The organism is Aestuariivirga sp. (genome assembly GCF_047600585.1).
GTDB lineage: Bacteria > Pseudomonadota > Alphaproteobacteria > Rhizobiales > Aestuariivirgaceae > Aestuariivirga.
In genome coordinates, this window is sequence record NZ_JASGKP010000001.1 from 2,108,200 (window position 1) to 2,127,669 (window position 19,470).

Below are 19,470 nucleotides of genomic sequence, written 5' to 3' on the forward strand. Positions count from 1 at the left end.
GCCGCCCTTCTAGGGCCGCCGCCGAACCACCCTGTCGCAGAAGCGAAGCCTGCCCGGCCGCCACCGACAACAGCCCGTTTGCCGCCGCCCCGATTTCCGCTAACTCTCCCCCATCATGACCGCACCCCAGACCAATATCCACGACGTCCAGATCGATCCCCGCAACCTCAACATCCTGATCTCGGTGAACGGCAAGCTGGTGCCGCGGGCCGAGGCGATGGTCTCCGTCTTCGACTTCGGCTTCATCCTCGGCGACGGCGTGTGGGAAGGCCTGCGGCTGGTGAACGGCGGCGTGCCCTTCCTTCGCGCCCACATCGAGCGCCTTTATGAAGGCGCCAAGGCGATCTTCATGGAGATCGGCCTTTCGCCGGACGCGCTGGTGAAGCGCCTCTTCGACTGCATCGACGCCAACAAGATGACCGACGGCGTGCACATCCGCCTGATGGTGACCAGGGGCGTGAAGGCCACACCCTACCAGGACCCGCGCGTCACGATCTCGCCCGCCACCATCGTGATCATTCCCGAATACAAGGAACCCAATCCGAAGAAATTCGCCGAGGGCCTGTCGTTGCACACCGTGAACGTCCGCCGTGGCGCGCCCGACGTGCAGGACCAGAAGCTGAATTCGCACTCCAAGCTCAACTGCATCACGGCCTGCGTGCAGGCGGCGAATGCCGGCGCCGACGAAGCGCTGATGCTCGATCCGCTCGGCTTCGTCGCCACCTGCAACTCCACCCACTTCTTCATCGTGCGGCGCGGCGAACTGTGGACCTCGACCGGACAGTACTGCATTCCCGGCATCACCCGCGGCAACATGCTGCGCGTGGCGAAGTCGCTCGGCATTCCTGCGTTCGAAAAGCAGTTCTCGCTCTATGACGTGTACGGCGCGGACGAGGCTTTCGTCACCGGCACCTTCGCAGGGCTCATTCCGGTGCGCGTGATCGATGGCCGCCCAGTGCGCCATCCCCTCTCGTCCGATCCGTGGAGTGGCGCAGGCCCCATCTCGCGCCAGCTCTCCGAAGGCTACAAGGCCCTGTGCAAGGCCGAAAGCGCCCGCTCTCTCTGAGGTAGTGACATGACCATCCTTGCCATGTGGAGCGGCCCCCGCAACATCTCCACCGCCATGATGTATTCCTTCGGCAACCGCGCGGATTGCGAAGCCTGGGACGAGCCCTTCTACGGCTTTTCGCTCACCACCCGCGGCAACGACCACCCCATGCGCGATGAAATCATCGCCAGCATGGAGACGGACTGGGACAGGCTGGTGAAAGCCTGCACCACGCCATCAAAGAAGCCGCTGTTCTACCAGAAGCACATGACCCACCACATGCTGGAGGGACAGGACCGCAGCTTCATCCTTGGCCTCACCAACGCCTTCCTCATCCGAGATCCGGCACGCGTGCTCACAAGCTACGCCAAGAAGTGGGCGGAGGTGGACCTGCAGGCGATCGGCTTCGTCGAGCAGTCGGAGATCTTCGACATGGTGGCGGACAAGCTCGGCCATGCGCCGCCCGTGGTCGACTCCGAAGACATTCTTGCCAATCCGCGCACCGTGCTGACGAAGCTCTGTGCCGCCTGCGGCATTGCCTTCGACGAGGCGATGCTGAAATGGCCGAAAGGGCCCAAGCCCTTCGACGGCGTGTGGGCGAAGCACTGGTACAATGCTGTGTGGCAGTCGGAAGGCTTCGGCCAGTCGGAAGAAGAAACGCTGCCACCGCTGCCCCCTCATCTCGCCCGCGTGGCCGAACAGGCGCGGCCCTATTACGAGAAGCTCAGCCGCCACGCGCTGAAGGCATAGAAAGAAAAGGCCGGGTTTCCCCGGCCTTCTCTGGTAGGCGCTGTTCTCGATTGAATCAGCGTGCGATGGCGTGACCGATCATGGCGCCGGGCGGCGGCGTCATCGGGGCGGGCTTGATGGAGCCGCCTTCCTTTTCGACGAGAAGCTCGACCTTGCGCAGCTCGGTCTCTTCGTCCTTGAGCTTGTCCTTCATGGCATCATGCTGGTCGCGGAGTTCGGCGACCGTGCGCAGGATGTTGTCGCGGCGCGAACGAACCGACTTCGCCGCCATGGAATAATTGACATTGTTGGGATCTGAAATGCCTGTCCGCGCCTCTTCGGCCTTAACATGGGCATCGAGCTCATCATGCTTCCTCATGAGGTCCTGGATCATCAGATCCATGTCGGCCACCTGGCGGCGGACATCCTCGGTGCGGAAGCGGTGAAGCCTCAGAAGGCTATCGCGTGAACGCATGTTTTCCTCACTCTACACAACACACTGACTGCCGCCCCGAAGGTCTTATCTGCACCGCAACCCAATGACTCTATTCACGAGTCAAAGAATCAACTAGCTCTGTCCGGGTCAGTCCAATCGCGTTCATCATGAACAATCAGGTTTAAGACGGGGTAAACCGGCAAGCCATGAAAGGCACGGTCGAGCAAAATTTCGCCTCAAAGTGGCGGACCCCATATTTAGTGGGTACAGGCATCTCTACACAAGATATTGTGGTAGCTCCGCCTCATTCCCGCCAAAAGGGCTTAGGTTTTGTTAACCTTTCTCAGCCTATCTTAATGTTCACAGTTAATGGTTCGTAGCGCGTCCTCACGGGCGGCGCCGTGTTGAATTACAAAGGACGTTGTGGGAACGGCGTCCGAATCGAAGGGGATTCGCATGAGAGTTTTGCTGATCGAGGATGATACCGCGACGGCCCAGAGCATCGAATTGATGCTCAAGTCTGAAGGTTTCAATGTGTACACCACCGATCTCGGTGAAGAAGGCGTCGATCTTGGCAAGCTCTACGACTACGACATCATCCTTCTCGACATCAACCTGCCGGACATGTCCGGCTATGAAGTCCTGAAGGCGCTTCGCGTCTCGAAGGTCGGCACGCCGATCCTCATTCTCTCCGGCCTCGCGGCCATCGAAGACAAGGTCAAGGGTCTGGGCTTCGGCGCCGACGACTACATGACCAAGCCCTTCCACAAGGACGAGCTCGTCGCCCGCATCCACGCCGTGGTGCGCCGCTCCAAGGGTCACGCCCAGTCGGTCATTCACACCGGCGAACTCGTCGTCAACCTCGACACCAAGACCGTCGAAGTGGGTGGCCAGCGCGTGCACCTCACCGGCAAGGAATACCAGATGCTGGAGCTGCTCTCGCTCCGCAAGGGCACCACGCTCACGAAGGAAATGTTCCTCAACCACCTCTATGGCGGCATGGACGAACCCGAGCTCAAGATCATCGACGTGTTCATCTGCAAGCTGCGCAAGAAGCTCGCGGTTGCAGCCCAGGGCAAGAATTTCATCGAAACCGTCTGGGGCCGCGGCTACGTGCTCCGCGATGGCGCGCCGCCGATGGGCGAAGAAGACATGCGCGAAAGCGCCTGATCCCTGTTACCTCCTGAAACGAACAAGGCACCCCAAGGGGTGCCTTTTCTTTTGCGCGCAGGGCGCGTGTGCCGTCCTGACACTTGCGGCGTGAAGCCGCGGAGACCACATTGAACTCAGGACTTCACGGGAGACGCGCCATGGCACTCGATGAACTTGAGGCTCAGATCAATCTGCTGCTCACCTCGATCGAGGAAAACCCCGAAGACATCCACGAGATTCACGAACTGATCCGCCAGAAGCTGGCGCAGATGCGTGCACTCGGCCTGCCGATGCCGGCCGACCTCGTGGAGCTTGAGCAGAAGCTGGAAGCGGGTTTCGAAGATCCGCAGTCCGGAAGCTGACCGGTGCAGCCTCTCAGGCTGCGCTCACCAGAACCGTATCTTCGCCATCCATCGCCATGCCGATCGAGAGCCCGGCGGATTGCGCGATGATGCGCGTGTAGTACGGCTGCACGAGGCGGGCATCGATGCTGTCGAGCGGCGTGACGCCGAGAAGCACATCCGCCATCGCCTGCGGAACCTTGGCGCGCTCGCCCTTGGCCGAGACGCGGAAGCTCCGCCCGTCGACCGAGACGGTAACGAGGCCGCCGCGCGGAATGCCCGCCATGCCGAGAAGCAGCATGTTGAGCAGCAGCTTCACTTCCGCCTTGGGGCGGTTCTCGCGCGGCGCCTGCCAGTCGAGCTTGATCTTCTCGTCGCCGACGAAGGATCGCGCCGTCTCGCCGGCTTCGCCCAGATCGATGTGCGCGCCCGCCGAGCCCGAGGCCCCGAAGGCGATGCGGCAGAACTTCAGCTTGGCGGTCGCCGTCTTGGCGGAAGAACGCACCATGTCGAGGGCGGTCGCCTTCATCGCCGCGTCGGTGTCGGGGTCGTCCATCAGTTCCAGGCCGTTTGCAATCGCACCCACGGGCGAGATGATGTCGTGGCACACGCGCGAACAGAGCAGTGCGGCCAGATCAAGGTCGGAAAGGCGGGCGATGTCGCTGGTCATGGGGGCCCCTGAATGGAGGTTGGGAGGTCGGTGATTCGTCACAAAGCTATATCAAATCCAGGCAAGGATTACCGCATTGACGCGAAGCCTCTGCGCGACCATAGAGCGGCCCAACTCAATCGATATTCCGGTTCCCATGACCTCTCCTGTTCCGTCCCCCGGCATGCTGGTGCTGCTGCGCCTGGCCAAGCAAGCCGCCCGCGAAATCATGGCTGTCTACGCCAGCGACTTCGCGGTGCGCGACAAGGCCGACCTGTCGCCCGTGACCGAGGCGGACGAGCGCGCCGAGCGTGTGATCCTGGCGGGCTTGCGCGAACACTTCCCCGATGTGCCCGTGGTGGCGGAGGAACAGGCCGCGGCCGGCATCGTGCCGATCACGGCGGATGATTTCTTCCTCGTCGATCCGCTCGACGGCACCAAGGAGTTCCTCTCCCGCAACGGCGAGTTCACCGTGAACATCGCCCGCATCCGGAACGCGAAGCCGGTAATGGGCGTGGTCTATGCACCCGCGACGAACGCCCTCTATTGGGGCGAAGGCGATGTGGCGGCCCATGCCGCGTTCGCTCCCGAGCATTCGCTGGATGGGTTGGTCTGGACGCGCTGCCAGGTGCGCCCGCAACCCTCCTCCGGCCTCACAGTGATTGCCAGCCGTTCGCATCGGGATGCCGAGACCGATGCCTTCCTCTCGACCGTGAAGGTTGCGCGGCTGATCTCGGCGGGCTCGTCGCTCAAGTTCTGCAAGGTGGCCTGCGGCGCTGCCGACCTCTACCCCCGCTTCGGCCGCACCATGGAATGGGATACGGCGGCCGGACAGGCGGTTCTGGAGGCGGCAGGCGGCAAGGTTGTCGATACCTCGGGCGCCCCCCTGCTCTATGGCAAGCGCCAGCGCGGCTTCGACAATCCGGGCTTCATCGCCTCGGCCTGAGTGCTGTTGCTGCCCTGCCGCCACAATCCGGGCGGATAGCGCCAGCGCCGCGGAATACCATGAAATCTTTGAGCGAATCTCATCCGCCCATCTTTCAGCTTTGTTAACCAAGCGGAAACGGCCTTGGCCTAAGACGTCAAAAGGACCGAATTTGGCCTCACCTCCGCCCTCGCCGAGGTGTTGAAGGTCAACGATATTTTTGGGGACAGGACCATGAACCTCACTCGCCGCCGCTTTGCCGCCGCCGCCGCAGCCGCCTCGCTGATTTTGCCCACCACGGGCGCCCTCGCCCAGACCACGGGCAGCGTTTCCCGCGCCCAGCAGCATGAAACCTTCACCACCGAGGAACTGGTCGTGAAGGGCCACGAGTTCTTCGGCAAGGCCAGCCGCGGCGTCGGCCAGGCCATCGAATTCGTCTTCCAGAACCAGGGTGAGCCCACCGCCTACATCGTGGGCGAGGAAGCCGCCGGCGCCTTCGTGGGCGGCCTGCGCTACGGCGAAGGCACGATCTACTACAAGAACGGCACCACCCAGCGCATCTTCTGGCAGGGCCCGTCGCTCGGCTTCGACTTCGGCGGCAACGGCTCGCGCACCATGACGCTGGTCTATAATTCGTCTTCGCCGGAAGACCTCTATGACCGCTTCGGCGGTGTGGAAGGTGCTGCCTACCTGATCGGCGGGCTTGGCGTGAACTTCCAGAAGAAGGACGACATCGTTCTTGCCCCGATCCGCACCGGTGTCGGCGCCCGCCTTGGCGCCAACGTGGGCTATCTCAAGTATTCGCCCAAGCCCAAGTGGAACCCCTTCTGAGGGACGCTCTCCGCAGGGCGTTATCCCCGGCAGCCAGATCATAGTCGCCAAGGCCGTCAAAGCGGGCTAAACAGCTTGTCGTTCGTTGAGATCTGGTAGGCTGATGTCGCAAACTGAGTCCCTTTTGCTGGTCGCCCTTGGCTTCGCCCTGGCGCTCGTCCTGGCAATGATCTTCGGCTTCGCCATCTGGTCCTCGGCAAACCGCTGGGCCAGCTACAAGCGCAAGCGCGAAGTGCCCACCACCATCCTGGACATGCAGGCCGAGCGCGAAGCGCTGCGCGCCCAGAACGCCATGGCCACGCGGCGGCTTGAGTTCCTGCTTGAGGAAGCCCGCGCTCAGGCGGCGGAAAAGACTGCGCAGGTCACCCGCCAGCGCAACCGCGCCATCGTCATGTCGAAGGACCTGATCGCCAAGGATGCCGAGATCGCCTCGCTCCGCGCGCTGGCCGCCGAACTCACCAACGAGACCAACAAGCGTGCCCGCATCATCGCCAAGATCACCGGCCATGAAGCGGTGAAGCTGCGCAACTTCGACCTGCCGGTTCCGGCGGGCGCCAAGGCGGCCACGCGGCCCGCCTTCGACGTGAACCTGCCCACACCCATGCCGGTGCCCGCAGACATTGCCGCCGATGCCGCGCCGCTCGACCGTATCAAGGCGAAGATCGCCGAACTCAATGCTCTCTCCGCCCAGATCGCGGGCCAGCAATCGGGCGATGTCACGCCTGCTGAGGCAAGTGCTGCACCTGCCCCCGGCACCGCGCCGCCTGCGCCCCGCGCGGCCGACCCCGTTCCGTTGGCGCTTGCAGCCCTGCGCGAAGGCGCGGCGGAAGACGAGAAAGTGATCGCCGTTTCTTCCGAGGGTGTGGCCGCCGTGAGCGATGCCGCCGCCAATGGCGCCGCAGCGCCTGATACGCCTGCGACCGATGCAACCTCCGCGGACGCCTCGGGAGGCGAAGCTGCGCCGCCGCCCACCCCCGAAAAGCGCATGACGCTGGCGGAGAAGTTCCGCTCGCTCAAGGAAGGCGTGCGCAACTGAGGCGATGGCTTGGCCCCTGCTCCGGCGCCGGGGCGGATGCGTATCACACTTCAGTGCACGGCAGCCTCACACAGACTTGAAGCGGAGCGGCGGGTTTGTGTGTGCCCTGTGAACGCGATTGCGGACTATGGTGGCCCCACACGCCAACAGACCCCACGACCAGACGGAAGGTGAGCACGATGACGAAGATGATGCGACGGAGTTTCCTCGGTGCCCTTGCAGCACTGGCCCTGACCATGCCCCATGCTGCGGGCGTCAACGCCGCCGAACAGGCCACGGCCATCGTGGCGGGCGGCTGCTTCTGGTGCGTGGAGCATGACTTCCGCCAGCTTCAGGGCGTGAGCAACGTCGTCTCCGGCTATACCGGCGGCAGCCGCGCCAATCCGACCTATGAAGACTATCACGACACCGATGGCGACAATCCGGTGCCCCATGTGGAGGCGGTGGAAATCACCTACGATCCCACGAAGCTGACCTACGCCAACATCCTCGACTACTATTTCCATCATATCGATCCGACCGATGGTGGCGGCCAGTTCTGCGACCGGGGGCCTGCCTATCGCCCTGCCATCTTCGTGATGAACGACGCGGAGAAGAAGGAAGCCGAAGCGAAGTCCGCCGATGTGGCGCAGGCGATCAAGCAGCAGGTCGCAGTCGAGATCCTGCCCGCCGCGAAGTTCTGGCCGGCGGAAGATTATCACCAGGATTACGCCGAGAAGAACCCGACGCGCTACAAGTACTACCGCTGGAACTGCGGCCGCGACCAGCGCGTGGAAGAAGTGTGGTCGGCAGCGAAGACGAACTGACGCCTCACGGTGCCTGATTGATCTCGATGATGTTGCGGTCGGGGTCCATCAGGAACACCTGCGGGAATCCCGCGAAGTCCGGTGCGTTTCAGGATGAGGCGCCTGGGATCGTTCTCGGGAAGGTTCTCGTCGTAACCGGCGCGATGCAGGTGGGCAACGGCCTCCTCGAAGTCCTCGGCCTTCAGCGCGAAATGTATGTCGTCGTTGTGGACAGGTTTTCCGGCGCGGAAGTTCGCGTCCGGAAATTCCACGATGTGGACCTGCAGTGCGCCGAGGCCATACCATTGCCCCTTGATGGAAAACGGCGGCCGCGGAATTTTCTTCAGGCCGAGGACATTCTCATAGAATGCACAGGACGCGGCGAAGTCGCGCGTGGGAACGGAGACGTGGTGGAGTGAGATCTTCATCATCGCTGCCCTGAGGTGCCCTGAGCCAACTGGTGGCCGAGGCTAGGCAAAGGCACGTTGCGGCTCAAGCGGAGAAAGACGTTGGCGTCATGCTTTCCCGGCGCTCGCATGGGCTTCCGGCGGCAGGCAAATCAATTTTCTGCCATGCATTGGTCAAAGACCTGCCGGTAAACATGGTTGCTTTTCGACTTTTTATTCTGCCCACCAGCCGCCGCGTTCTTGGCCTTGTGCTTCTTGCGCGACTTGTCCGTATCACCGCCGCCGGAATTCAGACCATATGAGTCGTCTGCCTGATCGGACCCGACGTCTGCGGCCATGGACTCCTTGGCGTTGTTGACTTCGTGGCGAGCGACTGCCTTGCAGTAATCCTCCTTCGACATGGCAAGACTTTCGGCGGGACTGACCGGCAGGAACGCGCAGGTAGCGGAGAGAATGGAAAAAGCGCATTGCGTACGTTTCATGGAGCGTCTCCCGAGGCAGCTTTGCTGATGCAACCGAAAGCTGAAGCCTATGTTTTCGGAAACGACCCTTCAAGGAAATTCATCGCCCATGCCGAACAACTTCGCGCCCGCAAGACCGCGGGTTCGAATGACGGGCAACACTGGATTTGAGGGGTGATCCTGCCGAGAAGTGGCGCTCCCTACGGGAATCGAACCCGTCTTTGCAACGTGAGAGGCTGCCGTCCTAACCGATAGACGAAGGGAGCTCTCGCCCTTGCTCTTAGGCAAGCCGCCCGCAGATTGCAAGCCGCCCGCCGCGGGGCCGGTTACTGCGCCAGAGGCTCGCGCAGCAGCACCTTGCGGCGGTTGGCATCGATGACGATCAGTTCGCTGGTGGTGGTGATGGCCACCGTGCCGCCGTCCACGGCCACCGCCTTCACATCCGCCGCCTTGAGGCCAAGCCCGAGGGTGAGCGTTTCGGGCGGGGGCGGCGGGGCCTTGTGGGTTGCCTTCCAGATGATGCCGCCGATCAGCGCTAGGAAGAGCAGGACAAGCGCGATCCCCATGCCATAGACCGCGCGCAGCAGGCGCTTCTGGCCGGCGGTGGGCACGAAGGTTTCTTCGGGGCTTGCGTCATTGCTCATGGGGCGGCTTATCGCGGAGCGGCCAGCACTTGTCGAGGCCCGCGCGGCCAGGTGACGGCGAGCATGATCAGGAAGGGAATGCCCCAGGCGATCCAGGCGTCGCAGGCGTAGAAGGTCTTGAAGTGGCGGGGCCAGCCATAGTGCATCCACAGCGCCAGCCAGATGCGGAAGAACATTGCCCCGGAGGTGACCGCCGCCATCAGCAGCATTGCGCGGCGGTGCTGCTCCACCCGGCCGTTGCGGATGTGCCAGATCCCGAGCCCGCACAGGCTCATCCACAGAACCCCCTGGGTGAAGAAGCCCGCAGCCGAGACCGCCGTAACCGGGGCCTCCAGCGCAACCGGGATGGCGGTGGCACCGGCGATCACCACATCCGCCGCGGTGATGCGGCCGAGCCAGCGATGGAAGCGTGTGCCGCGGGCAAGAAGCGTCAGCGGCACCAGCACGAGGGCCAGCCCGCCCGCCACCATGTGGACGGGGAAGACCGCCGGCAGCAGTTCTAGCTTCACCGCCAGCGCCTCCGGGAAGGCGTCATTGTCCCAGCTTTCCGTAACGGCCCGAAGCGCGGTATACAGGGTGAAGACAGCAACAGGCGCAGCAAGGGCAAGCAAGGCGATACGCCAAATTGCCATCATTGCTGGCGAAACCCGCGCGTCTCGGAGGACACCATGTTTCAGACCGGCCATCGCACCCCGTTTATCCTGACTGCCCTTGCGGCACTAGCCCTCGGCGGCGCACCCGCCGCGCAGGCGGTGGAAGTCGCGCCCTATTTCGGGCACTGGACGCAGACCGCCCTCGACTCTCCCGTCAGTTCCAAGGGCAAGCTCTACACCTCGATCGACGTGGCGCCCTGCGGCAAGGATTTCTGCGGCGTCAGCGTGGCGGCAGACGGTTCCTGTGGCCCCACCCTCTTCCGCTTCCTCACCATCCACGCCAGCAACGAGGAACTGAAGGGCCACGTCAAGTGGGGCAGCGCCAAGAAGACGGTGGTCATCGACTACGTGAAGAACGATGTCGAGCCTCCTTACGTGATGCTCGGCATCGGCGAACCCGATCTCGACTTCAGCAGCCGCGAAGGCAGCATGCCGATCTTCTCCGCCAACTACACGGTGAAGGGCGAGGCCCACTGCTTCGCCAAGTGATCGCGACCGGATGACGGATGTTCTCGAGGCCATTGCGGAGGAGGCCGAGCGGCTGGACAAGTTCCTGGTCCGCGCCTTTCCGGCTGTCAGCCGGGCGCGCTTCCAGAAGCTGATCGCCGAGGGTGCGGTCACGGTTCAGGGTGCGCCCGCTGGCGATGCCGGTGCGAAGCTCAAGCCCGGCCAGAGCGTGCGGGTGGAGATGCCGCCCCCGGTCGCAGCGGAACCGGAGCCCGAGGACATTGCGCTTGATATCGCCTTCGAGGACAAGCACGTCATTGTCATCAACAAGCCGGCCGGCCTCGTGGTCCACCCGGCAGCGGGGCACGAGGGCGGGACGCTGGTGAACGCCCTGCTCGCCCATTGCGGCGACTCCCTTTCGGGGATCGGCGGGGTGAAGCGCCCAGGCATCGTCCACCGCCTCGACAAGGATACCTCCGGCCTTCTGGTGGTGGCAAAGACCGACGCCGCCCATCAGGCGCTGTCCGCCCAGTTCGCCGCGCACGGCCGGGACGGGAAACTGGCCCGGGAATACCTCGCCTTCGTGTGGGGCGTGCCGGACCGGCCCGCCGGGGTGATCGAGACCGGCATCGGCCGCAGCACCGCCAACCGCCAGAAACAAGCGGTCAGCACCCGGCCCGATGCCCGCCACGCCGTGACACATTGGCAGGTGGAGGAGCGCTACGGCACCGCCGCGAGCCTCATCCGCTGCCGGCTGGAGACCGGGCGGACCCATCAAATCCGCGTGCACATGGCGCATATCGGCCATCCCCTGCTAGGCGACGGAACCTACGGGGCCGGTCACAAGACTGCCCGCTCCCGCCTTTCGCCTGGCGCACAGGACGCCCTCAAGGCCTTGAAAGGACAGGCTCTTCACGCCGCCGTGCTGGGGTTCGAGCACCCCTCTTCCGGCAAGGCGCTGCGCTTCGAGGCCCCCTTGCCGGAGGGGTTGTCACATTTACAACAGGAACTGAGGCTTCAATCCGGAGTTCACAAAAGGCCGTAGCAAGAGCATTACAAATTGTTACTGATCCGGTGTCTTTTAATTCCGACGGGGCTTCCTATATGAGGACAACGTCAAGAAACCTGACGTGACCGGGGAAAGGGAACCAATGGCCAAGACAGCATCACTTCCTATGATCGCTTCGGGCGAGGGCAGCCTGAGCCGCTACCTCCAGGAGATCCGCCAGTTTCCGATGCTGGCGCCTGAAGAAGAATACATGCTCGCCAAGCGCTACAAGGAGCATGGCGACCGCGAGGCCGCGCACCGCCTCATCACCAGCCATCTCCGCCTCGTGGCGAAGATCTCCATGGGCTACCGTGGTTACGGCCTGCCCATCGGCGAAGTCATTTCCGAAGGCAACATCGGCCTGATGCAGGCGGTGAAGAAGTTCGAGCCCGACAAGGGCTTCAAGCTTGCCACCTATGCCATGTGGTGGATCAAGGCCTCGATCCAGGAGTTCATCCTGCGCTCGTGGTCGCTGGTGAAGATGGGCACCACCGCAAACCAGAAGAAGCTGTTCTTCAACCTGCGCAAGATCAAGGGCCAGATCCAGGCGCTTGAAGAGGGCGATCTCAAGCCCGAGCAGGTGAAGTACATCGCCCACCGCCTGGGTGTGCAGGAGGACGAGGTGGTTTCGATGAACCGCCGCCTCTCCGGCGACACCTCGCTCAACGCCCCGCTCCGCTCCGACGGTGAGGGCGACGGCGAATGGCAGGACTGGCTCGTCGACAATTCCGACAGCCAGGAAACCGTTCTGGTGCGCAACGAAGAGTCAGACATGCGCAACTCCTATCTCAAGGAAGCGCTGTCGAAGCTTACCGACCGCGAACGCCGCGTGATCGAAGCCCGCCGCCTGCAGGACGATCCTGCGACGCTGGACGATCTCTCGCAGGAGTTCAACGTCAGCCGCGAGCGCATCCGCCAGATCGAGGTGCGCGCCTTCGAGAAGCTGCAGAAGGCGGTGAAGAACGCCGCCCAGAAGGCGCTTGCTCCGAAGGCGAAGGCCCTCGCCGCGCCGCTCTGAACGGGCACACATCCGACAGTTGCAAAGGCCGCCAGCGATGGCGGCCTTTTTGCGTTTCCGACTCTTTGCTAGAGTTGGGCGATGGACATCATCCGCCGCTCACAGTTTCAGACCGTGCCGTGGAACAACGGCGGTGGCATCACCCATGAGGTGGCGCGCGAGGATGAGGACGGCAAACTGCATTGGCGGCTGAGCCTTGCCGAAGTGGGGCGTGATGGCCCCTTCTCTCTTTTTCCGGGTCTCGCCCGCATCCTCACCGTGATCGATGGCGTCGGCATGGATCTCGGTTTCGCCGCGGGGCACCCTCGCCCATGAATTGCCACCGCTCGTGCCCGTCTATTTCTCCGGCGACGAGGAGCTGGAAGGGCGGCTGCGCGACGGGCCTTGCCTCGACTTCAACCTCATCTACGATCCCCGGCTCTTCTCCGGTGCCGCCATCGTGCTTTCCACGCGCGAAACGCTGGTGCCCACGCGGGCCGACATCGAGGGCGTGCTCTGCCTCGACGGCACGATCAGCTGGGGCCGCGGCACACTGCAGCGCCACGACTTCGCCTTCGTGACCACGGGCGATCCGCCGCTCGTCCTCGCGCCGGGCAGCAAGGCGCTCCGCCTCACCCTCACCACCCGCTGAAAAGAAAAACCCCGCCATCGCTGGCGGGGTTCGCTTGTCTTGCAATGCCTTCGCTGAAGGATCAGCTCTTGGCTTCTTCGGCGACGCGCTCGGCTTCCGCTTCCTCGAAGAGGGCGGCGGCGGCGGCGCGCACTTCGTCGCGCTCGGCGGCGTTGCCGATGAGGACTTCACCGCGGGCCTGGGCTGCGGCTTCCTCGTCGGAACGGGCGACGTTCACGGTGACCTTCACGGTCACTTCCGGATGGGGCGAAACGTCAACCGTGTGGAGGCCGATGGTCTTGATCGGCTGCAGCAGTTCGACGTGGTTGCGGTGAACGCTGACGCCCGTCGCCGCGGCTGCGGCTTCGGCGATGTCACGCGGGCTCACGGAACCATAGAGGTGACCCGATTCACCCGCCTGGCGGATGATGACGAAGGTCTTGCCGTCGAGCTTCTTGGCTTCCACTTCGGCCGAGCCGCGGGCTTCGGCGTTGCGGGCTTCGAGTTCCGCACGGCGGGCTTCGAACTTGGCCTTGTTGGCGTCGTTGGCGCGCAGAGCCTTGCCGCGCGGGAGAAGGAAGTTACGGGCGTAACCATCCTTGACCTTCACGACTTCGCCCATGTGACCGAGCTTGGAGACGCGTTCGAGGAGAATGACTTCCATGTTCGTTCCTCCCTTAGCCGATCACGTAGGGCAGCAGGCCCAGGAAGCGGGCGCGCTTGATGGCGCGGGCGAGTTCACGCTGCTTCTTGGTCGAAACGGCCGAGATACGGGCGGGGACGATCTTGCCGCGCTCGGAAATGTAGCGCTGCAGGAGACGGACGTCCTTGTAGTCGATCTTGGGGGCGTTCGGGCCGGTGAAGGGGCACGACTTCCGGCGGCGGAAGAAAGGCCGGCGGGCTTGTGGTTCAGCCATCAGTTGAACTCCTCTGTCTCTTCGCCATCCTCACGGCGGCGGTCTTCGCGGCGGCGCATCTGGGCCGACGGACCGGCTTCCAGTTCTTCCACGGCGATGGTCATGAAGCGGATCACGTCTTCGGAGATGGACATCTGGCGTTCCATTTCCTTCACCGCATCCGACGGAGCGGCGATGTTGAGAAGCGTGAAGTGCGCCTTGCGGTTCTTCTTGATGCGATAGGTGAGGGACTTCACGCCCCAGTTTTCCACCTTCTCGACCTTGCCACCACCCGAGGTGATGACACCCTTGTACTGCTCCACCAGCGCATCGACCTGCGCGGGTGTGGCGTCCTGGCGAACCAGGAACACATGTTCGTAGAGACCCATGGGTACCCTTTCGTGTTGCATGTCCTCAAAAGCACCGGCGCAAAGCCTCCTTCAAACCTTCGGGAAAGGGTTGAAGACCGTTCTGAAGAGAGCGGAGACACGGGAAACCGGCATCTTGCGATGCCTAACCTCTTGATTTCTCAGGAAGTCTTTCCGTACAGCCACCAGCCTGTGCTTCGGACAGGCGGCTTATGGCCGATGCGGGGTTCAAAAGCAAGTGCGGGCGACCCTGCGATCTTTTTGCCGTTGACCCGCCCTCCCCCACACTCCTAACCCTGTGGGTATGACTGGAAGGCAGCAAACGGGGCTCGGCCTCATGCGGCGCATGGCGCGGATCGTCACGGTGATCGTGACGCTCTGCTACCTTGTGCCCGGCCTGCTGTCGATCCTGCCGTCGCCCGCCTCCGCCGCGGAACAGCAGCTCTATGCCGACCTGATGATGAGCCGCTGTCTTGACGGCAGCAACCCGGCTGGCACCCTGCCCGGCACCGCGAAGCATGACTGCAACACCTGCTGCATCCTTCACGCCGTTCCGCAGGTGAGCGACACGCCGCGACAGTTGCTGCTCGTGCCGATCACCTTCCCCGATGCGCGCCCGGACGATCCGGTGCGCCCGGAACTTGTTCTCGCGACGCCGCCCTCGGAAGCGGTATTCGGTCCGCTCTCCCAGCGAGGGCCGCCCGCCTGATCCTCTGAAACGACTGACCGCTGCCCGCCACAGCACCCCGTGCGCGCGGGCGTGACTGCATTCATTCAAGGATCAATTCCATGTCCAATTCTTACGAGGGGGCGCAAGCCTCCACCCGCCTCTATCGCGCCGTCTGGCGATGGCATTTCTATGCCGGCCTCTTCGTCGTGCCCTTCCTTCTGATGCTTGCCCTCACCGGCGGCTACATGATGTTCTATTCCAAGCTGAGCAATGAACTGGGCTGGGTGCCCGACGTGGTGCAGCAGGAAAAGACCGTGCCCGTCTCGGCGCAGGCCAAGGCGGCCCTTGCCGCGCTCCCCGGCGGCAAGCTTGCCACCTACATCGCGCCCGAAGCGGCGGACCGCCCGGCCTTCTTCGAACTCGCGAAGGACGGCGCCTACTACTCCGTCGCGGTCGATCCCTATTCGGCTGCGGTGCTGGACTCTCACGACGAGTCCACCACGTCGCGGGCGCTTGCCGAGAAGATCCACGGCACCATCCTTCTGGGAACGGTTGGTGACCGCCTGATCGAGATTGCGGCCTCGCTCACCATCATCATGACGGTGACGGGCCTCTTCCTGTGGTGGCCACGCGGCGAAAGCTTTGTGCGCGCCCTCATCCCGCGCGGGGGCCTTGCCGGGCGCAGCCTGTGGCGTGAACTGCACAAGACGGGCGGCGCGTGGATCTCGCTGTTCCTCGTGCTCTTCATCCTCTCCGGCCTCGCCTGGGCCGGCATCTGGGGCGACAGCTACGTGAAGCCCTGGTCCTCCTTCCCGGCCAGCAAGTGGGACAATGTCCCGCTGTCGGATGTGAGCCATGCCAGCCTCAACCACGATCTGCTGCACGAGGTGCCGTGGACGCTGGAGGCAACGCCCCTGCCCGCCTCGGGCTCGTCCGCGGGCACGCCTGCCGTGGCGCAGCCCGTCGCCCTCGACTCCGTCGTCATCTGGGCCCTGGGCAACGGCTTCCACAACCAGTTCAAGGTGGCCGTGCCGGCGGACGAGAAAGGCGTCTTCACCGTCTCCTATGACGGGCGCAACGAAGACAGCGTGACGCCCGCCCACGACCGCTACGTCCACATCGACCAGTACACCGGCAACATCCTCGCCGATGTGCGCTTCGCCGACTATCCCTTCGTCGGCAAGCTGATGGCCTGGGGCATCGCGCTCCACAAGGGCATGGCCGGCTGGTGGAACCTCGCCTTCAACACGGTCTACCTCGCCCTCGTGATCTTCGCCTGCGTGTCAGGCGTGGTAATGTGGTGGAAGCGCAGGCCCGTGGGCCAGCTCGGCGCACCGCTCTACCCGCGCGGATATTCGGTGCCCGTCACGGTGCTCGTTCTGGGCGCTGTACTTTCGCTGGCATTCCCGCTTGGTGGGCTCGCCATTCTGGCGTTCGCCATCGTCGACTTCTTCCTCCCGGCCCGCCTGAAGCAGGCGGGCGCGTAACGGACTTGCAAAGGAAAACGCACATGAAACTGTTCAAGGAAATCACCTTCGCCGTGGCGCTCACGCTCGCGTCCTTCGCGACGATGCCGAACGCCTTCGCCCACCAGATCAAGGTGGGCAACCTCGTCATCAGCCATCCCTGGTCGCGCCAGTCGCCCATGGGTGCGGATGTCTCGGCCGGCTTCTTCAAGATCACCAACAATGGCAAGGAGGATGACCGGCTTGTCTCTGCCACGGCCGAGATCGCGCCCGTCGTCCAGATCCACGGCATGAAGATGGAGGGCGACGTAATGAAGATGGAAGAAGTGCCGGGCGGGCTCGTCATTCCTGCCGGAAAGACGGTGGAACTCAAGCCCAAGTCCTACCACATCATGTTCCTCAAGGTGGCGAAGCAGCCCATTGTCGATACCGAGTTCAAGGGCACGCTCACCTTCGAGAAGGCCGGCAAGGTCGACATCGACTACGAAGTGGTGGACGCCAACGGCACCATGGATCATTGAGAGACCGATGAAGAAGCTGAACATCATTCTCTGGGGGGCGGTGGCGGTGTTCGCCGCCCTCCTCGGCTATCTCGCCTGGCAGTCGCAGTATGGCGGCAGCAAGATCGCGGCACTTGATATCGGCGGGCCGTTCAAGCTCGCCAGTTCCAAGGGTGGCACGCTCTCCTCCGACAGCCTGAAGGGCACGCCCTATGCGGTGTTCTTCGGCTTCACCCATTGTCCGGTCGTCTGCCCGACGACACTCTACGAGATGGACACCGCCTTCAAGACGCTGGGCGATGACGGCAAGGACCTGCGCATGTTCTTCATCTCGGTTGATCCCGAGCAGGACACGCAAGCCTACATGGCGAATTACGTTGCGAATTTCGATCCGCGGATCGAGGGGCTAATCCCGACGCCGGAACAGTTGCCGGGCCTCGCCAAGGCCTTCCGCGTTTTCTACGAGAAGGTGCCGACCAGCGACGGCGGCTACACCATGAACCACACGGCGACGGTGTTCCTCTTCAACCGCGAGGGCAAGTTCGCCGGCACCATCGCCTTTGACGAAGACCCGAAGATGCGGGTGGAGAAGCTGCGCAGACTGGCGAAGGGGTGAGTTGGTTGCGTCACCCCCGCGAAGGCGGGGGCCCAGCTTCCTTGATCATCACACGCGATCCGCCAAAGCTGGATTCCGGCTCGCGCGCGACATCTCGCTTCGCTCGATCAGGTGCTGCGTCCGGAATGACGGATTTAGGAGTGTGACGTGAGACCTACTCGAACCGCTCCGGCGCGTAACCGTCGCGCACCAGGTTCTGGAACTTGGTCAGCGCCGCGTTGAACTGCAGTTCGACCACGCCGGTGGGGCCGTGGCGCTGTTTGCCGATGATGACTTCGGCGATGCCTTCCACCTTCGCCATCTCGTCCTGCCAGGTGATGTGTTCCGGCGTGCCGGGGCGCGGTTCCTTGCGCAGGAGATAGTATTCCTCGCGGTAGATGAACATGACCACGTCGGCGTCCTGCTCGATCGAGCCGGATTCACGCAGGTCGGCAAGCTGCGGGCGCTTGTCGTCGCGGTTTTCCACCTGACGCGAAAGCTGCGAGAGCGCGATCACCGGCACTGCCAGTTCCTTCGCCAGCGCCTTCAGGCCCACGGTGATTTCAGTCACTTCCTGCACGCGGCCTTCGGCGGCCTTGCGGGATGAACCGGCAAGCAGCTGAAGATAGTCCACCACGATGAGGCCGAGACCGCGCTGGCGTTTGAGACGCCGGGCGCGGGCCGCCACCTGCGCGATGGTGAGGCCGCCCGTGGCGTCAATGTAGAGCGGCAGCTTCTGCAATTCCTGGCTCACCTCCACGAGGCGGGCGAACTCATCCTCGGTGATCTTGCCGCGGCGGATCTTTTCCGACCCGATGCCCGATTGCTCGGCGATGATACGCGTCGCCAGCTGTTCCGCCGACATTTCGAGCGAGAAGAAGGCCACCACGCCGCCATCCAGCACCTTCATCGAGCCATCCGCCTGATATTCGGCGCGGTAGTTCTTGGCCACGTTGTAGGCGAGGTTGGTACAGAGCGCGGTCTTGCCCATGGAGGGGCGGCCGGCGAGGATCAGGAGGTCGGAGGCCTGCAGGCCACCCAGCTTCTCGTCGAGGTCCTTGAGGCCCGTTGAAAGGCCGGAGAGATGCCCGTCGCGCTGGTAGGCGGCGGATGCCATGTCGATCGCATCGGTGAGGGCCCGGCCGAAAGGCATGAAGCCCTTGCCGTACTTGTCCACCTCGGCAAGCGAATAGAGCGAGGACTCGGCCCGCTCGATCAGTTCACGGGCACTGTCCTCCACCGTGGCGTCATAAGCCTCGTTGACGATGTCGGTGCCGACCGAGATCAGCTTCCGCCGTTGGGCCAGTTCGTGAATGGTGCGGCCATATTCCTCGGCGTTGATGATGGTGGTGGCGGAGGCCGCAAGGCGGGCGAGGTAGGCGGGTCCGCCCACCTCCTTCATGGTGGCGTCGTTCTCGAAGAAGGAGCGCAGTGTCACCGGGCTGGCCAGCTTGCCGACACGGATCAGGCTCGCGGCGGCATCGAAGATGCGGGAATGCAGAGGCTCGAAGAAATGATCGGGCTGGAGGAACTGGGTGACCCGGTCGCAGGCTTCGTTGTTGATCAGGATCGCGCCAAGCAACGCCATCTCCGCCTCAAGGTTATGGGGCGGCTGGCGGTAGCTGTCGGATGCGGCAGGCGCATCTGCGGGGCGAAGCGGCGTAACGGTGTTCATGGTCGAGACTGGTGTAGCAAGCAGGCCGCGCGCGGCGGCGGGATTCGTGGTCATTGTACGCGCTATCCACAGGGGGACAA

26 protein-coding genes, 1 tRNA gene and 1 pseudogene are annotated in these 19,470 nt (G+C 63.5%); 17 read left to right on the forward strand and 11 right to left on the reverse strand.

Going from position 1 to position 19,470, the window contains the following annotated elements; translation table 11 throughout:
- The first annotated feature begins 115 nt into the window (after positions 1–115).
- Together QM801_RS10395 and QM801_RS10400 are read left to right on the forward strand one after the other, a co-directional pair.
- The gene (locus QM801_RS10395) at positions 116–1,066 is read left to right on the forward strand and encodes an aminotransferase class IV (RefSeq protein ID WP_415019135.1); all 951 of its coding nucleotides are present in this window, start codon (positions 116–118) and stop codon (positions 1,064–1,066) included.
- 9 nt (positions 1,067–1,075) lie between these two features.
- Positions 1,076–1,798, forward strand: a complete 723-nt coding sequence (locus QM801_RS10400; protein ID WP_415019136.1) for a hypothetical protein — start codon at positions 1,076–1,078, stop codon at positions 1,796–1,798.
- Between the two features lie 55 nt (positions 1,799–1,853).
- Here the strand turns inward: QM801_RS10400 and QM801_RS10405 are convergent, their stop codons facing one another.
- Complete coding sequence (locus tag QM801_RS10405) at positions 1,854–2,252, reverse strand: flagellar export protein FliJ (RefSeq protein WP_415019137.1); 399 nt, start codon at positions 2,250–2,252, stop codon at positions 1,854–1,856.
- 417 nt (positions 2,253–2,669) lie between these two features.
- On the opposite strand from QM801_RS10405, the gene ctrA reads away from it, so the two are divergent.
- Both ctrA and QM801_RS10415 read left to right on the forward strand, forming a co-directional pair.
- The gene (gene ctrA / locus QM801_RS10410) at positions 2,670–3,383 is read left to right on the forward strand and encodes a response regulator transcription factor CtrA (protein WP_415019138.1); all 714 of its coding nucleotides are present in this window, start codon (positions 2,670–2,672) and stop codon (positions 3,381–3,383) included.
- A 140-nt stretch (positions 3,384–3,523) separates the two neighbouring features.
- Entirely contained in the window at positions 3,524–3,727 is a 204-nt protein-coding gene (locus QM801_RS10415; RefSeq protein ID WP_415019139.1) for a hypothetical protein, read from the forward strand.
- A 13-nt stretch (positions 3,728–3,740) separates the two neighbouring features.
- On the opposite strand, the gene chpT is transcribed toward QM801_RS10415, so the two are convergent.
- On the reverse strand, positions 3,741–4,376 hold the full coding sequence (gene chpT, locus QM801_RS10420) for a histidine phosphotransferase ChpT (protein ID WP_415019140.1): 636 nt from the start codon (positions 4,374–4,376) through the stop codon (positions 3,741–3,743).
- A gap of 136 nt (positions 4,377–4,512) precedes the next feature.
- Here chpT and cysQ point away from each other — a divergent pair, with 136 nt between their 5' ends.
- The 4 genes from cysQ (at position 4,513) to msrA (ending at position 7,953) form a co-directional block, all read left to right on the forward strand.
- Entirely contained in the window at positions 4,513–5,301 is a 789-nt protein-coding gene (cysQ, locus tag QM801_RS10425) for a 3'(2'),5'-bisphosphate nucleotidase CysQ (protein WP_415019141.1), read from the forward strand.
- 213 nt (positions 5,302–5,514) lie between these two features.
- On the forward strand, positions 5,515–6,111 hold the full coding sequence (locus tag QM801_RS10430) for a DUF1134 domain-containing protein (protein ID WP_415019142.1): 597 nt from the start codon (positions 5,515–5,517) through the stop codon (positions 6,109–6,111).
- A gap of 103 nt (positions 6,112–6,214) precedes the next feature.
- Entirely contained in the window at positions 6,215–7,147 is a 933-nt protein-coding gene (locus QM801_RS10435) for a hypothetical protein (RefSeq protein ID WP_415019143.1), read from the forward strand.
- Between the two features lie 179 nt (positions 7,148–7,326).
- Positions 7,327–7,953, forward strand: a complete 627-nt coding sequence (gene msrA, locus QM801_RS10440; protein ID WP_415019144.1) for a peptide-methionine (S)-S-oxide reductase MsrA — start codon at positions 7,327–7,329, stop codon at positions 7,951–7,953.
- Here msrA and QM801_RS10445 read toward each other — a convergent pair.
- From QM801_RS10445 to QM801_RS10465, 5 genes are all read right to left on the reverse strand, one after another.
- A complete protein-coding gene (locus QM801_RS10445) occupies positions 7,887–8,363 on the reverse strand; it encodes a VOC family protein (RefSeq protein ID WP_415019145.1) in 477 nt (158 codons plus the stop codon). The genes msrA and QM801_RS10445 overlap by 67 nt on opposite strands.
- A 128-nt stretch (positions 8,364–8,491) precedes the next feature.
- Positions 8,492–8,821 carry a hypothetical protein gene (locus QM801_RS10450; protein WP_415019146.1) on the reverse strand — a complete coding sequence of 110 codons (330 nt, stop codon included), beginning with the start codon at positions 8,819–8,821 and terminating at the stop codon, positions 8,492–8,494.
- A 170-nt stretch (positions 8,822–8,991) separates the two neighbouring features.
- Positions 8,992–9,066: transfer RNA gene (locus QM801_RS10455), tRNA-Glu, on the reverse strand.
- Positions 9,067–9,126: 60 nt separating this feature from the next.
- Positions 9,127–9,444, reverse strand: a complete 318-nt coding sequence (locus QM801_RS10460; protein WP_415019147.1) for a hypothetical protein — start codon at positions 9,442–9,444, stop codon at positions 9,127–9,129.
- Between the two features lie 8 nt (positions 9,445–9,452).
- Complete coding sequence (locus QM801_RS10465) at positions 9,453–10,079, reverse strand: DUF2306 domain-containing protein (protein WP_415019148.1); 627 nt, start codon at positions 10,077–10,079, stop codon at positions 9,453–9,455.
- Between the two features lie 33 nt (positions 10,080–10,112).
- Here QM801_RS10465 and QM801_RS10470 point away from each other — a divergent pair, with 33 nt between their 5' ends.
- The 5 genes from QM801_RS10470 to QM801_RS10490 all read left to right on the forward strand — a co-directional run bounded on the left by QM801_RS10470 (position 10,113) and on the right by QM801_RS10490 (position 13,241).
- Positions 10,113–10,586 carry a hypothetical protein gene (locus QM801_RS10470; protein ID WP_415019149.1) on the forward strand — a complete coding sequence of 158 codons (474 nt, stop codon included), beginning with the start codon at positions 10,113–10,115 and terminating at the stop codon, positions 10,584–10,586.
- A 10-nt stretch (positions 10,587–10,596) separates the two neighbouring features.
- Positions 10,597–11,589, forward strand: coding sequence for an RluA family pseudouridine synthase (locus QM801_RS10475; RefSeq protein WP_415019150.1), 993 nt, complete (start codon positions 10,597–10,599; stop codon positions 11,587–11,589).
- Between the two features lie 106 nt (positions 11,590–11,695).
- Complete coding sequence (gene rpoH, locus QM801_RS10480) at positions 11,696–12,610, forward strand: RNA polymerase sigma factor RpoH (protein WP_415019151.1); 915 nt, start codon at positions 11,696–11,698, stop codon at positions 12,608–12,610.
- Positions 12,611–12,691: 81 nt separating this feature from the next.
- Positions 12,692–12,925 carry a HutD family protein gene (locus tag QM801_RS10485; RefSeq protein WP_415019152.1) on the forward strand — a complete coding sequence of 78 codons (234 nt, stop codon included), beginning with the start codon at positions 12,692–12,694 and terminating at the stop codon, positions 12,923–12,925.
- Entirely contained in the window at positions 12,876–13,241 is a 366-nt protein-coding gene (locus QM801_RS10490; RefSeq protein ID WP_415019153.1) for a HutD family protein, read from the forward strand. Before QM801_RS10485 ends, QM801_RS10490 begins: the two co-directional genes overlap by 50 nt.
- A 61-nt stretch (positions 13,242–13,302) precedes the next feature.
- Here QM801_RS10490 and rplI read toward each other — a convergent pair whose 3' ends face one another.
- The 3 genes and pseudogenes from rplI to rpsF form a co-directional block, all read right to left on the reverse strand.
- Positions 13,303–13,884 carry a 50S ribosomal protein L9 gene (gene rplI, locus QM801_RS10495; protein WP_415019154.1) on the reverse strand — a complete coding sequence of 194 codons (582 nt, stop codon included), beginning with the start codon at positions 13,882–13,884 and terminating at the stop codon, positions 13,303–13,305.
- A gap of 13 nt (positions 13,885–13,897) precedes the next feature.
- Positions 13,898–14,137, reverse strand: a complete 240-nt coding sequence (gene rpsR, locus QM801_RS10500; RefSeq protein ID WP_415019155.1) for a 30S ribosomal protein S18 — start codon at positions 14,135–14,137, stop codon at positions 13,898–13,900.
- 8 nt (positions 14,138–14,145) lie between these two features.
- Positions 14,146–14,505, reverse strand: a pseudogene (gene rpsF, locus QM801_RS10505) (30S ribosomal protein S6); the annotation flags it as partial.
- Positions 14,506–14,788: 283 nt separating this feature from the next.
- On the opposite strand from rpsF, the gene QM801_RS10510 reads away from it, so the two are divergent.
- The 4 genes from QM801_RS10510 to QM801_RS10525 all read left to right on the forward strand — a co-directional run bounded on the left by QM801_RS10510 (position 14,789) and on the right by QM801_RS10525 (position 17,736).
- On the forward strand, positions 14,789–15,193 hold the full coding sequence (locus QM801_RS10510) for a hypothetical protein (RefSeq protein ID WP_415019156.1): 405 nt from the start codon (positions 14,789–14,791) through the stop codon (positions 15,191–15,193).
- An 80-nt stretch (positions 15,194–15,273) separates the two neighbouring features.
- Positions 15,274–16,641 (forward strand): PepSY-associated TM helix domain-containing protein, encoded by a 1,368-nt coding sequence (locus tag QM801_RS10515; protein WP_415019157.1) that lies wholly within the window; start codon positions 15,274–15,276, stop codon positions 16,639–16,641.
- Positions 16,642–16,664: 23 nt separating this feature from the next.
- Positions 16,665–17,141, forward strand: coding sequence for a copper chaperone PCu(A)C (locus QM801_RS10520; protein WP_415019158.1), 477 nt, complete (start codon positions 16,665–16,667; stop codon positions 17,139–17,141).
- 7 nt (positions 17,142–17,148) lie between these two features.
- Positions 17,149–17,736 (forward strand): SCO family protein, encoded by a 588-nt coding sequence (locus tag QM801_RS10525; RefSeq protein ID WP_415019159.1) that lies wholly within the window; start codon positions 17,149–17,151, stop codon positions 17,734–17,736.
- Positions 17,737–17,890: 154 nt separating this feature from the next.
- Here the strand turns inward: QM801_RS10525 and QM801_RS10530 are convergent, their stop codons facing one another.
- Entirely contained in the window at positions 17,891–19,390 is a 1,500-nt protein-coding gene (locus QM801_RS10530; RefSeq protein WP_415020915.1) for a replicative DNA helicase, read from the reverse strand.
- Positions 19,391–19,470 lie beyond the last annotated feature (80 nt).